Here is a 13755-nt window from a genome sequence, read left to right on the forward strand (position 1 = left end):
TCTTTAGGGAAGTCATTCAGGTGCTGCAAGTGTCACGATGTGTGCCTCAGGCTCCGCCCCTAAACGAAGGGGCACTTTTGTTGTGCCGTACCCATTGCTGATGAGGTACGCAGCATTTTTAACAAAACCGGTTGTACCAAGCTCATAAGGGCCAAATTTCCCAAATCGAATCTGCCCGCCATGGGTATGCCCGCTGAATATCACATCAATACCGTCAGTTTCATTGATTTGTTGATGGATCTCAGGATTATGGCAAACCAGAACGTTCACCTGGTTCCCGTCAATTTCTTTAATCGCTTCTTCATAATCATCCATCTCCATCCTGATGTCATCCACTCCGGCTATGGTGATGGTATGTCCGTTATACGCAAAAGGAACCGATTCATTTCGCAGCGTAATAATACGGTGCGTTTTAAATATAGCATACAGTTTCCGCTGACTGATTTCATAATCATTGTTTCCCCAGACAAACATGACAGGGACTCCCAAACCCGCAAGCCTTCTGACGTTTTCCTCAATTCTCGAGCAGGACACCCCGCCCTCAGCTAAATCACCCCCGATTATAACCAGATCCGGCTGATGGCCCTGCGCTTCCTCTAAAAGACCGTGATCAACAATACGTTTATGAATGTCAGATATAAAAAAGATCGTAAGAGGCGGCTTCCCCTTCATTTTTGATAACGTAAATGTATGGATTTTTAGGTGATTGCCTTTTGCCACTGAATACATTTTTGCCGTCATTGCCGCTGCTGCAATAGCCAATGCACCGGCAATTTTCATTGATCGCTTCATTAAAAACTCTCCATTCTTTTAGAACTTATCAATAAGACGGACAATAAAAAAAAGACGTTTCTATCGTTTGAGAAAACGCCCCATTTTATTTACTTTCAAAATATAGATTAATATCGTATTGGTGCTTCATCAATTGAAAAACAGATTCTCTCGCCTTCCATTTATCAGGCTGCGGCCAAAGATCAGTGCTTTTCTGAATAATTTCACATCTCAGTTTATGGAAATCACCCTCGGCTTTTTCTTCTTTTTTCTTAAAATAATATGAAGTGCAGTATGCAAAAGCAGTTGCCATCATCCAAAATAAATAAAAGGTATGGCTGAGCATTTCTTGAAGAATGAGCTGAGGCGCCGGACTTTTGATCATCATTAAAAGACATAATAAGCCCAGGCAAATGAGTGAGGTCCACCGCCACCTGCGGCATTGCGCAGCATAGTTTTCGTATTTTTGTTTTCGTTTCACCAACGCCTGTAGCATCTGTTTGGTCGGCGCGTCCGTAAATCGGTCCAGCTGGTTCCATAAGGATTCCATACGCTTCACACCTTGTCCCTTTTCATTGCTACAATATATGAGCCTGCGATCAAAAAGATGCCCGCTAATAAGTCAAAGGGATGTCCAAAATTTGCCCGGTATAAACGTCATTTCCGTTCAAATGGTTATAGGCACGGATCTTTTCTTCTCCTGATCTGCTTTTATAATATTTCATGGAAATGCGGTACAGCGTTTCTTTCTTTTGAACGGTGTGCTGAACGATACGTTTCGCCTCCGTATCTTGAACTGGTTCAGACTGCTGCTGTACCTGTTCCTGCTCTTTTTGGACTGTTTTTTCCGGGGAAGGGGAAGCAGCCGCGCTTTTTGCTTCCTGTTTGTTTGCTGTGTCCTCTTTTTCCGCTCCAGCAGGCTGCTTCTTATCAGTTGTTGCTTCTGTTTGTTTCTCTGTCTTTTTGCCTTCAGATTTTTTTTTTGACTCTTCGCGCAGAACTGTCTCTGCCGTTTCTTTTTTGGCCTCTGGTTTTTGGACCACCTCGTATTTACTCTGGCTGCTGTTTATAAAAACATCTTCATAATCATCGGGATTTTCCGGATGGCTTTTCATTAGATAAAATAAGGTGACAAAGACGATAACCGGCACAAATACAAACAGTACTGCGAGAGTGGTAAATAACGGCGTTCTTGTTTTGCCTTGCTTTTTTTTCTTCTCTCTTTGATTTTTTACAGATTGTCTTGTCGGAAGGCTTTCTTCATCATCTTCGAAAAGGTCGTCCGCCAATGAGGTTTTATGGTCTTCATAAAGATTCTGGGCTTTTCTTCTCTCTACTCTAGACATGTTCGTCATGTGTATCCCTCCTAACATGTTCAAAACGAATCTGACAGGCAAACACGGCATCAATAATAAAATGCGCCGTTACCGGAACAAATAGATTGCCGGTCCATTCATAAATCAGTCCAAGCAAAAAGCTGATTGCCGTCACCATGATAAATAGCAGCCATTTTGTCAAATACCGAAAATGAAGAACAGCAAATACAAGACTGGCCGCCCATAAACCAATATGGGTCTGCAGCACTCCCCTGAATAACATTTCTTCAGCAAAAGAAATCAGAAGCGTTAAAAATATAATATGAGGGATTGGCCTTTTACTGAATAACTTTTTATTGATTCCGCCGTCATCATATAAATGAGGCGGACACCATTTCATGATTGCCATGTCGGCTAAAATGACAATAACCGCCAAAGAAACACCATACCAAATGATTCTTGTATCTCTAATATGCCAGAGGCTGAAAAAATCACTTATATCCTGAAAAAAGAACAAAACGGCAGCAGCGGACACCATGATGATCAGAAGCTGTGTCATGTATAGCTGCTTCAGTATATCACGGTCAGACAGATGCTGGATCAAATCCTTTTGCTGTTTCAGTTCGGCTCACCTACAGTCTCTAGACTGAATATACGGTGCATTTCCGATCTCCAGCCGTCTAATGGCGCTTTTTGGACGCGCTCCTCTTTTTGTTCATACAGCGAAAGATCAAAACCGCAATGTGAACAGCATGGCATGCTTCCTTTATCGGGCTCGTATGTTTCATCAAAATAGGCTAACAGCGATTGTCTTAAACAGCCATCGCGATGAAGTAAAGCTGCCACGTGACGCATTTTTTCAAGTTTCAGCTCCATGCGATACGTGATTTCCCGCTTGATCAGATCAATTGATGTTTTCCCCTGCATAAAGAGATGGATGATCATGCGCGACTGCGTCTCTGTGATACCATATTGCATGAATAATTCGCGCAGTTTTCTTTCGTCCTGTTCTTCCGTTTCTTCCAGCACGCGAATAACATTGGCGATTTCTCCATCCGCAAGGCTCTCCATTTGGATAATCTGCTCCTGCAATTCGAAATCTCCAGGCGCTCTGAGCAAAATGCTGACACTCGGTTTTCCGTCACGCCCTGCTCTGCCGATTTCCTGCATAAAAGCTTCAGCCGTCTGCGGGAGATAAAAATGGATGACATATTTGATATCAGATTTATCAACACCCATGCCGAACGCATTTGTACAGCAAATGACATCAAGCTGATTATTGATAAATTGCTGCTGAATTAACATTCTGTCACCAGAATCCATGCCGCCATGGTAATAATCAACCCTGCTGCTTGTTTTATTTTTAATTTCCTCCGTTAATTCCTCTGCCCATTTCCTTGTCGGACAATAGACAATTCCCGGTCCTTGCAGGTTTTCAACCAGCTGAATGACCCTATCTATTTTTTCGGCAGTATCCGCGGTATTTTCAACTTTGAGCGCAATATTCGGCCGGTTAACTGAGTTAAGATGCTGTTCGGCATGCTGCAGATCAAGCAAATTCATGACATCATGCAGCGTATCCTTCGTCGCCGTAGCCGTCAGAGCAAGCACCGGCGGATGCCCTAGTTTTTTTCTCAGCTGTCCAAGCTTTGAATAATCAGGTCTAAAATCATGTCCCCATTCCGATATACAATGCGCTTCATCAATAACAAAAAGACTGATCGGAACGCTCTTTAATTTTTCCAGGACATATGACGACTGCAAAGCTTCGGGCGACAGATACAAAAATTTGTAGCGGTGGATATGCTCCAAAACGAAATGTCTTTCCTGCCTGCCGAGCATGCTATTCAATGCGGCAGCTCGTTTTTCTCCCCGCGCTTTCAGCTGCTGCACCTGGTCCTCCATTAAAGAAAGCAAAGGAGAAACGATTAATATCATACCGTCAAGCATATAACCGGGCAACTGATAGCAAAGAGACTTTCCTCCCCCTGTGGGAAGCATTGCAATGGTATCCTTTCCGCTGAGTACGCTTCTGATGATGTCCTCCTGCCCTTTTTTGAAGGAATGAAAACCAAAAAACTGATATAACGCTTGCTGTAATTTAGTCATACTGTTTCACCTGCTTTGCCAATGCCAGCCTGATTTGAAAGTAGCTGAACTGCTGCTCTAGGCCTTCTCGAATTTGTTTGATCTTGTTTGTCCGCATGCGTTTGGCGAACTCAGCAATTTGGAGCTGATCTTCAGCCGAAATATATCCATCAATCACAAAAGCCGGCTCATGAAGAGAAATTTCGACGATATGGTCTTCAATTGTGGCGGTTTTCAGCTTTCTGATTTCAGCAATTCGCTGAATCGGAATCCCTTGTCTGACCATCTGCCATGTTTTTCTCGTAGACTCAGTCAGTGCGTTCTCCAAATGCACATCAGAAAGAAGATCCTTTAATATAGAATCTTCACATTGCGGCAAGGAATGAATAAAATAATGTACCGCAGCCCAAAACAAGACATAAACGTACCACTCGTCTTCTTTCAGATTGTCAGCAAGCTGCCTGCTCGTATAACCGATCCTATTATATGAAGTTAATGAGTAGACAAAGATAAGAGCTGCTTTCTCGTCAAGCTTTTGCAAATGATTCTCCAGCATATCCTGCAAGCCTCTTGCCAGTTTTTCATGGTCCTTTTGCTTGTGCATGTATCGCTTGACCCAGTGAAGCGTCTTATAATCTTTTGTGACGGGAATATACTGTCTGCTGCTGTGCTGCTTATTTGATAATACCTGTACGAGAAGGGAAAGTCTTTTCCAGAGCACGCTTGCGGCCTGCTGAAAATAAGCACCGTGGCAATGGGCTGGCCAAGGCCGTTCACTCAGCGCCTGCCTCAACATGCTTTCGCCTCTAATAGTCACTCTGTATGTATCTGTTTCTGACATCGGTTCCAGAAATGACTGCTGTTCAAGCTTGCGAAGTGAGGCTGAAATGTCGCTTCTTGAACATTGCGGAGCCATTCCAAAATATCTTGCAGTCTGAAATAAGCCAGCATCTTGAATGGTTTGTGACGATCTTTTTCCTTTGAATAAGTGAAAAACGGCACTTCCTGTCCGTTCCCCGTTTATTTTAGAAAGGCAATCGAGAACCATGATATCAAAGTAATTTAATGACAACCTATCCACCCACATTCTTCCTGACAAAAATCGCTGGTTTGTTCTTTTTATTTTAACAGATTTTAAACAGAAATCGACGTTTAAAGTCATCATTAGGGGGGATGTTATGTAGATAACCCCTTATGTGATAAGCATTCTCAATCATTTTTCTGTTGAAATGTGGCATCAACATCATTACAATAAGTAAGAGGAATAGGTGTTAAATTGATTAAATATAAAGATTGATCCATTTGTTCCACCAAGAACAATCTGGGAGGTTTTATTCATGGCAAAGTACACAATCGTAGACAAAGATACATGCATTGCATGCGGCGCTTGCGGAGCGGCTGCACCAGACATTTACGATTACGATGATGAAGGCATCGCGTTCGTAACGCTTGACGAAAACAAAGGCGTTGTCGAAGTTCCTGAAGTACTGGAAGAAGATATGATTGACGCATTTGAAGGATGCCCTACTGATTCCATCAAAGTGGCGGATGAGCCGTTTGAGGGCGACCCGCTTAAATTTGAATAGAAGTAATCGAAAAAGCTCCCCTGCGGGAGCTTTTTTTATTTAATGAATATGCGCGCTTCTTTGCTGTTCAATCCACGGTTTAAGCTTGATAAAGATAAGTGTGAACACAATCGTAATGACAATGCCTTTTATGACGTTAAATGGCAGGATACCAGCGACTACCGCTGTTTTCAGCGCACTGTCGGATAATGCCGGAGAGTGTAAAAACCATGTGTAGGCCGGAAGAATCAGAACATAATTCAGAATGCTCATCAGCACCGTCATAGCTGCAGTCCCAAGCAGAAGACTTACGGCCAGGCCTTTTGCTGATTTCAGCTTTTTAAATAAGAAAGCAGTCGGCAAAATAAAGAGTGTTCCCGCAATGAAATTTGCAATTTGTCCTACAGGCACTCCAGCCATGCTCCCCTGAATGATATATTGAAGAACGTTTTTTATCGCTTCAACGGCAATACCCGCTAAAGGTCCGTATATAAGAATCGCAATAATGGCAGGGACATCACTGAAATCAATTTTTAAATAATCAGGAAGCCCCGGAAACGGAAAATTTAACAGCATCAAAACAAATGCGATGCTGCTCAGCATGCTGATCACGACTAATTTTTTTACTTTCAATTTGCTCTCTCCTTTTCGATCACATCTTACTCGAAAAGCGGAAAGGTTCTTTTTCCAGCCAATAAAAAAACCGCTCTATGATATAAAAGCGGGGTTTCAAAAATTTGGCTTGGTAAAGAAACGTTTGAAAACCTTTCTTTCAAAACGCTGCTGAACCTCCATCTTCTCCCATCCAGACTATACTGTCGGCTTCGGAATCGCACCGAATCCTGCTGTCAAAAACAGCTCGCGGGCTTAGAGCCATTGCTCATCACCGCCGGTAGGGAATTTCACCCTGCCCCGAAGATTGATCATATGAATTTGGTTCCATTATAAACGATAAACGGTTGGTTGTATAGATAATTGCTTCAAATTAAATATAACGCCAAAAGTCTCTAAAACTGGTCAATTCCTCACTTTCCTTTTATCCTTTACTGCGTCAATACACATTGACACTCTATTGAGAATATGTTAAATTATCAGATATTTAGTTTGTCAATTTAGGAGGAAATCTTACGATGTTTCGAGTATTGGTCTCAGACAAAATGAGCAACGACGGCTTACAACCACTTATTGAATCAGACTTTATTGAAATCGTCCAAAAAAACGTAGCAGATGCAGAGGATGAATTACATACCTTTGATGCTCTATTGGTGCGAAGCGCGACAAAAGTAACAGAAGACCTTTTTCAAAAAATGACTTCTTTAAAAATCGTCGGAAGAGCCGGTGTCGGTGTTGATAATATCGACATTGACGAAGCGACGAAACATGGGGTAATTGTTATTAATGCGCCAAACGGAAACACAATTTCCACAGCTGAGCACACATTCGCGATGATCTCATCTTTAATGAGACACATCCCTCAGGCCAATATCTCTGTAAAATCCAGAGAATGGAACCGCACAGCATATGTCGGTTCGGAACTTTACGGCAAAACACTTGGAATTGTAGGATTAGGCAGAATCGGAAGCGAAATTGCACAGCGTGCGAGAGCCTTCGGTATGACCGTGCACGTTTTTGATCCTTTCTTAACAGAAGAAAGAGCGAAAAAAATCGGTGTTAACAGCCGTACGTTCGAAGAAGTCTTGGAAAGCGCAGATATCATCACTGTGCATACACCGTTAACAAAAGAAACAAAAGGCTTGTTAAACAAAGAAACGATTGCAAAAACGAAAAAAGGTGTTCGCTTAATTAACTGTGCACGAGGCGGCATTATCGATGAGGCAGCTCTTCTTGAAGCTTTAGAAAGCGGCCATGTTGCCGGTGCGGCTCTTGACGTTTTTGAAGTTGAACCGCCAGTTGATAATAAACTCGTTGACCACCCGTTAGTGATTGCCACTCCTCACCTAGGGGCATCGACAAAAGAAGCGCAGCTGAATGTTGCAGCGCAAGTATCAGAAGAAGTTCTGCAGTTCGCAAAAGGTCTTCCTGTTATGTCAGCCATTAACCTGCCTGCCATGACAAAAGATGAATTCGCTAAGATTAAGCCGTACCACCAAATCGCAGGAAAAATCGGCAGCCTCGTATCACAATGCATGAAAGAGCCGGTACAGGATGTCGCGATTCAATATGAAGGCACAATTGCTAAACTTGAAACATCGTTTATTACAAAAAGCCTTCTGTCAGGCTTCTTAAAACCACGCGTTGACTCAACAGTTAACGAAGTAAATGCGGGCGGTGTCGCAAAAGAACGCGGCATTAGCTTTAGTGAAAAGATTTCCACTTCTGAATCTGGATACGATAATTGCATTAGCGTAAAAGTGACAGGAGACCGCAGCACCTTTACCGTTACAGCTACCTATATCCCTCATTTCGGAGAACGCATTGTCGAAATCAACGGGTTTAATATCGACTTTTATCCAACAGGCCACCTGGTTTACATCCAGCATCAGGATACGACGGGGGTCATCGGCCGAGTGGGACGTATTCTCGGAGATAACGATATTAACATTGCAACCATGCAGGTTGGCCGTAAAGAAAAAGGCGGAGAAGCCATCATGATGCTTTCTTTTGACAGACATTTAGAAGATAAAATTGTGAAAGAACTAACAGATGTTCCTGATATCGTGTCTGTGAAACTTATTGATCTTCCATAAGAAAAAAACTCAAGCTCTGCAGCTTGAGTTTTTTTCTGCTTTTTAACGGTTTCCTGTTTATGTATGTTTGTGCAGTACTTCTAACACGTTTCTCAGTTCGGATACAGGTATTTGCCCAGGTGCTGAAGCCTCTTCTCCTGCGCCGAATGTGCAAGCTGATCCAAATACCTCACCGCTCAGCCTGCTGACTAATCCCGTTCCCGCCATTGACATTGTGATCATCGGTCGGTCCGCATATTTTGTCTTCATCGTATACGTCGCATCAAGCAAGGTTAAAAGATCTCCTGCATCCTTCGGCATTACGGCTATTTTCGGAATATGCGCTCCTAACTCCTGCATTTTACGAAGCCGAGAAATGATCTCGTCCTTTTCAGGTGTTTTCTGAAAGTCATGATTAGACATAATCACGTAGACACCATTTTCTCCTGCTAAAGATACTAACGCTTCAACGTTTGCCTCTCCTGAAAATAATTCAACATCGATAAAGTCTATATCTTTTGTGCGGATAGCCGTTTCCAGCAAAGCGATGTAGGAACCTACATCCATTTCTTTGCTCCCGCCTTCTTTATGCGATCTGAATGTAAATAGAAACAGCTTGTCTCTCAAAGACTCTCGCAGCTTTGAGATCATCTTTATGACTGCTTCGCTGTCGTCTGCTTTTTCAAATACATCGACTCGCCACTCGACAATATCCGGATCCAGTAATTTCACAGCTTCTGCTTCTTTTAAAATTTGCTTTTCTGTTTTCCCCATCAGCGGAACGATGATTTTCGGCATCCCTTCACCGATGGAAACTCCTTTGATTGTTAACACGTTCACTCGTCTCAAATCCTTTCAATCTTTACCTTGTTTTATTATACACGGACAAGTTTTTTTTGAAAATTTCTATTATATGAAAAGCAACGAAAAAAGAGCCTGAAAAAAGGCTCTTTTAATGTAAGGAAATCGGATTTGGAGCAGCAGGAACTGGAATAGCTTCTGTTACATCGTATCTGCCGATTTTTTTTGTTCCCGTTTCCGCAAAGGTCACTTCTGTAAAGCCAAACTCCTTTGCTGTTAAAAGAAGTCCCTCCAGCATTAAGATGCCGGCAATAGAATCCTCAACCCCCGAGTGTTTTGAGAAATGGATATATAAGTGATTCTGTTTCTCCGTTACAGATTTGACGGCACCCGCTTGAATAAGAGGTGCAGTATTTGTTTGATTGCTCGATTCCATTTCCTTAATAGCTTCTTTTACAGTATTAAATGTTCTTTCTGTTGGAACGAGAAAGTCTTGTCCTTGTTCATTTTGGTACAAGGAGTAGGCTCTGTTCGACTGTTTAGGAATAGGAATTTCAGTAAAAGTACCATTTGAGCCAATACTGGCGCCGTCCTTTTTCTGCTCCGATGAGTAAATTTTGATTTTTTCATAAGGACTCCATTTTAAAGATTCTTTCAGCAATTTTTTTAGTATTGCGTCGTCTTTTACAGAAAAAGCCTCAATGGGCTGATCGACTTGTATATTTAATTCCTTATGGTTTTGGTTTTCCTTTACCTCCACTTCATCCATGAAGGAGGGAATCGTGATGGCGTGATCAAGGATATCCAATTGATCACTTTCAAACAGCACCTCCTGTATGGTTTGGTTTGATTTCGTTTTTTTAATGCTGACGGGTATAATTGTGGATGTTTCGGCATCGGCAATTGCTACAGTCGTATAGTTGTTCTGCTCCTTTTCAGGAACAACTAACGATGACTGATCCAGGGATAATGCAGCTTTTTTGCTGTCTGCTGTCTCAGTTTTCGTTATAGCGTTTTCTTGGGACGCTTCTTTTTGTTGAGGCTGTGCCTGATCAAAGAAATGAGGAGAAATAATGAAGGCGATATAAACCGCAACCGCAGTGGCACATGCGGGACCAATCCACCTAACAGCGGACTTTTTTTTGCTTTTTGCCATCGAAAGCCGCTTGTATATGTCTTGCGGAGAACGATGGTCTTTAACTGCCGGCAGTTGACTTAACAACTCCTTTATCTGTTCTTCGTTCCAATCTGACTTCATCATCCATTAGCTCCTCCCTCAAAAGCTCCATATGTTTCCGAAGTACTTTGAGCCCTCTGTGTTGGGTCGTTTTCACTTTGCTTTCCGAGAAGCGCAGAGCATTGGCTGTTTCCTGTATTGAATATCCCTGAATAAACCGTAAGATAATCACAGCTCTTTGATCGATCGTACATTGATCGAGCGCAGCATAAATTTCCCGGACATTTTCATGTTGAACCGCGAGTTCGTCCGGAAGCAATTGCTGATCTCTGACATCCTGTGTGTCCCAATCAAATGTCCCGAGTACACGCTGTCTGATCGTCTGCTGCTTACGGAACCAGTCTATCGCCACATGGCGTGCAATCGACAAAAGCCATGTTTTTTCACTGCTTCTTCCTTCAAACGTATGATATGAATTTAATACACGAATATAAACCTCCTGAAGAAGGTCTTCAGCCTGGCTTTTATCCTTTACCATATAAAATAAAAATTGATATAAATCTTGATGGTAAGTTTTATATAACGCTTGAAAGGTTTCTTCCATAGGAAACCCCTCCGTTCCTTTAGTCGTAATAATAGCTTAAAAGTTACATTACAACTATATTACGAGAAACTGGAATTTGGAAGGGAATTTATATTAACATATCCTTAAATTTTATTAAGAAAAACCTTTTAAAAAACACCCGCTTAGATCAGCGGGTGTTTCTTATGGAACAAGATTCTTCGGCAAATTCAGACTCGACTTGATCATTTTGTCGGAATATAAAACGTAAACGTCGTTCCTTTGTCCATCCGGCTGTGCACCGTAATGGTACCGTTGTGAGCTTCCACAATATTTTTAACAATAGCGAGTCCCAGTCCGGTTCCTGCTCTGCCTCTTGTCCGTGCTTTATCTGCTTTATAGAATCGCTCAAAAATAAACGGCAGATCCTCTTCCGGTATCCCGGAGCCGGAATCTTTGACGTCTATTTTTATTCCATCCTTAACCGTATGAACGGAGATGGAGACATTGCCGCCTGATTGAGTATGACGCAACGCGTTATCAATTAAATTGGTAAACACCTGCTCCATCTTATCTTCATCAAACATAAATTCCTCTTCAGTGAGAGAAATGTCCTGATGCAAAGAAATATTTTTTTCTTTGGCAACGCCGGAAAATTTGCGCATGATCTTTTCTATAAATTCATTAAGATTGATTTGTTCATAATGCAATCCAGTATGGCCTGATTCCATTCGCGCTAAATCAAGCAAATCGTTGACAAGGCGGCCCATTCGCAGCGACTCGTCATATATAATTTGAGCAATCTCTTTTCGGTCTTCTTCGGAGCTCGCAATGTCATCGACAATGGCTTCACTATACCCTTGAAGCATGGAGATCGGCGTTCTTAATTCATGGCTGACATTTGCGATAAAGTCTTCGCGCAATTTATCAAGGCGGCGTTCTTCGGTCATATCTCGAAGAACGGCAACCGCGCCTCTGACATGCGATTCCGCATACAGCGGCGACATCAGCAGCACCCATGATCTGCCCTGCAGCGTCATTTCAATCATTTGTTCTTTTTCTGTGCTGACAGCATTTTGGAACAGTTCTTTTGCTTCTGGCGGAAGATTGTCGCCTTCTTTAATATTCATATTCTGCTCATAATACCAAGCCTGCAGAAAACGTTCGGCCGGCGGGTTTGTCACGAGAATCGTGCCGTCGATATTGATGGTAATCACTCCGTCAGCCATACTGCTTAATATGTTTGAAAGCTGTTCTTTTTCTTGGTTGAGCGCATTGATATGAAAGTTAAGCTGCCGCCCCATTTGATTAAAGGCGGTTGCCAGCTCACCGATTTCATCCTGGGTTAAAATCGGGATTTTCGTGTCAAACTTGCCCTTCGCCAAATCCTGTGCGCCCTCTCTCATTTTTCGAAGCGGATACGTGACCCTGCTTGATAAAAAGAAAGCAAAAAATGTGGTCAGCACAATCGCAATGCCTGCGGCAAGGAATATATAACGGGTCGTGTGTTTTGTTGTGTCTTTGACGGCAAGCAGAGATTGAGATAAAAAGACCATGCCTTTTTTTCCGTCTTTTTCATACGGAACACCCACAATCAGGCGTTCATTATCCGTGTCTCTTCCACTCAGGCCCGTGCGTTTACTGACTTTTTTATGGTTGTCCAGAGCCTGATGTAAATCCTTGTCCCGCTGTATTTGCTCAAGCGTGATAGATGAGAGCCGATTTTTATCGTTCGGCGAATACCAGTATTTTTTCTCATCCTGTATGATCGCAATGCTTGTTAAGTTATCAGCGAGCTCCCAGGTGATCGACCTTGCCAGCGCCTGATCCTCGTGTTTTTCTAAGATGACTGCGACTTTATTTGCAAGCTGGGTTAAATCATTTTCGGCTTCTTCCACATGATAATTTTCGATAAACTCGAGTAAAAGCACCGTTAAAATAAATAATACGATCAGGACAAGAGAAAGGATCGTAGCCCACAGCTTGCCTACTACGCTTTTCCAAAATTTCATTCAGCGCCTACCTCGAATTTATAACCGACGCCCCATACGGTGACGATTTTTTTGGCAGCTCCCGGTGATACTTTATTGAGCTTTTCCCGGAGACGTTTGACGTGTGTGTCTACTGTACGCAGATCGCCAAAAAATTCATACTGCCACACTTCCTTGAGAAGCTTTTCCCGATCATACACTTTGTCAGGCGTTTTCGCTAAGAAGTAAAGGAGCTCATACTCTTTCGGTGTTAAGCTCACTTCAGTTCCGTCAGCAGTTACCCGATGGGCATCATGATCGATTGACAGATGAGAAAACACCAATACGTTTTTCGTCGGCGTATTCGCATTGAAATAAGAGTTTTGAGATGCCCTTCTCAGAAGCGCTTTTACCCGCAGCACAACTTCTCTCGGACTAAACGGTTTGACAATGTAATCATCTGTTCCCGATTCAAACCCCTGCACCCGGTTTGCTTCTTCTCCTTTTGCGGTCAGCATGATGATTGGTGTAGCTTTTTTTTCGCGAATTTGGCGGCAGACCTCAATTCCGTCTGTGCCAGGCATCATTAGGTCAAGCAAAATTAAGTCATAATTGGTTTCGAGGCCTTTGGCAATGGCTTCATCACCATTTTCCGCTTCTTCAATCACATAATTTTCACGTTCAAGATACATTTTTAAAAGGCGGCGAATTCTGGCTTCGTCATCAACTACTAATATTTTGGTTTCATTGGTTTGGTCCATCGTTTTCCCCCTGCTTTCCTTCTGTTACTTTCATTTTATCAAATCGTGAGAAAGTTT

The 13755-nt window shown here is 42.5% G+C and carries 14 protein-coding genes and 1 riboswitch; of the genes, 2 read left to right on the forward strand and 12 right to left on the reverse strand.

The features are described 5' to 3' along the window. Positions 1–12 precede the first annotated feature (12 nt). The 6 genes from NSS75_RS12295 to NSS75_RS12320 form a co-directional block, all read right to left on the reverse strand. Positions 13–792: a metallophosphoesterase gene (locus NSS75_RS12295; protein ID WP_151175112.1), complete on the reverse strand. Its 780-nt coding sequence runs from the start codon at positions 790–792 to the stop codon at positions 13–15. 85 nt (positions 793–877) lie between these two features. Further along, entirely contained in the window at positions 878–1321 is a 444-nt protein-coding gene (locus tag NSS75_RS12300; protein WP_024121889.1) for a YpbF family protein, read from the reverse strand. Between the two features lie 64 nt (positions 1322–1385). Next, a complete protein-coding gene (locus tag NSS75_RS12305) occupies positions 1386–2126 on the reverse strand; it encodes a LysM peptidoglycan-binding domain-containing protein (RefSeq protein ID WP_339233242.1) in 741 nt (246 codons plus the stop codon). Beyond that, positions 2110–2691, reverse strand: coding sequence for a CPBP family intramembrane glutamic endopeptidase (locus tag NSS75_RS12310; protein ID WP_283912421.1), 582 nt, complete (start codon positions 2689–2691; stop codon positions 2110–2112). The genes NSS75_RS12305 and NSS75_RS12310 overlap by 17 nt, the downstream gene beginning before the upstream one ends. Before the next feature lie 14 nt (positions 2692–2705). After that, positions 2706–4196, reverse strand: a complete 1491-nt coding sequence (locus NSS75_RS12315) for an ATP-dependent DNA helicase RecQ (protein WP_339233245.1) — start codon at positions 4194–4196, stop codon at positions 2706–2708. Further along, positions 4189–5247, reverse strand: coding sequence for a helix-turn-helix domain-containing protein (locus tag NSS75_RS12320; RefSeq protein ID WP_339237632.1), 1059 nt, complete (start codon positions 5245–5247; stop codon positions 4189–4191). Before NSS75_RS12320 ends, NSS75_RS12315 begins: the two co-directional genes overlap by 8 nt. A 265-nt stretch (positions 5248–5512) precedes the next feature. Between NSS75_RS12320 and NSS75_RS12325 the strand changes: the two genes are divergently transcribed. Next, on the forward strand, positions 5513–5761 hold the full coding sequence (locus NSS75_RS12325; protein WP_003225461.1) for a ferredoxin: 249 nt from the start codon (positions 5513–5515) through the stop codon (positions 5759–5761). A 39-nt stretch (positions 5762–5800) separates the two neighbouring features. Here the strand turns inward: NSS75_RS12325 and fmnP are convergent, their stop codons facing one another. Then, positions 5801–6373, reverse strand: a complete 573-nt coding sequence (gene fmnP, locus NSS75_RS12330; protein WP_254517697.1) for a riboflavin transporter FmnP — start codon at positions 6371–6373, stop codon at positions 5801–5803. Positions 6374–6529: 156 nt separating this feature from the next. Continuing rightward, positions 6530–6664, reverse strand: a riboswitch (FMN riboswitch). 206 nt (positions 6665–6870) lie between these two features. Between fmnP and serA the strand changes: the two genes are divergently transcribed. Then, positions 6871–8448 (forward strand): phosphoglycerate dehydrogenase, encoded by a 1578-nt coding sequence (serA, locus tag NSS75_RS12335; RefSeq protein WP_010334772.1) that lies wholly within the window; start codon positions 6871–6873, stop codon positions 8446–8448. Positions 8449–8505: 57 nt separating this feature from the next. On the opposite strand, the gene aroD is transcribed toward serA, so the two are convergent. From aroD to resD, 5 genes are all read right to left on the reverse strand, one after another. Further along, on the reverse strand, positions 8506–9267 hold the full coding sequence (gene aroD / locus NSS75_RS12340; RefSeq protein ID WP_103671751.1) for a type I 3-dehydroquinate dehydratase: 762 nt from the start codon (positions 9265–9267) through the stop codon (positions 8506–8508). Positions 9268–9379: 112 nt separating this feature from the next. Continuing rightward, positions 9380–10489: a sigma-X negative effector gene (locus NSS75_RS12345; RefSeq protein WP_339233249.1), complete on the reverse strand. Its 1110-nt coding sequence runs from the start codon at positions 10487–10489 to the stop codon at positions 9380–9382. After that, positions 10425–11009, reverse strand: a complete 585-nt coding sequence (sigX, locus tag NSS75_RS12350) for an RNA polymerase sigma factor SigX (protein ID WP_024121898.1) — start codon at positions 11007–11009, stop codon at positions 10425–10427. Before sigX ends, NSS75_RS12345 begins: the two co-directional genes overlap by 65 nt. A gap of 203 nt (positions 11010–11212) precedes the next feature. Further along, positions 11213–12979 carry a sensor histidine kinase ResE gene (resE, locus tag NSS75_RS12355; protein WP_024121899.1) on the reverse strand — a complete coding sequence of 589 codons (1767 nt, stop codon included), beginning with the start codon at positions 12977–12979 and terminating at the stop codon, positions 11213–11215. After that, positions 12976–13698 (reverse strand): DNA-binding response regulator ResD, encoded by a 723-nt coding sequence (resD, locus tag NSS75_RS12360; RefSeq protein WP_010334777.1) that lies wholly within the window; start codon positions 13696–13698, stop codon positions 12976–12978. The genes resE and resD overlap by 4 nt, the downstream gene beginning before the upstream one ends. Positions 13699–13755 lie beyond the last annotated feature (57 nt).

The sequence above is a fragment of the Bacillus sp. FSL K6-1012 genome (assembly GCF_037964915.1).
GTDB lineage: Bacteria > Bacillota > Bacilli > Bacillales > Bacillaceae > Bacillus > Bacillus halotolerans.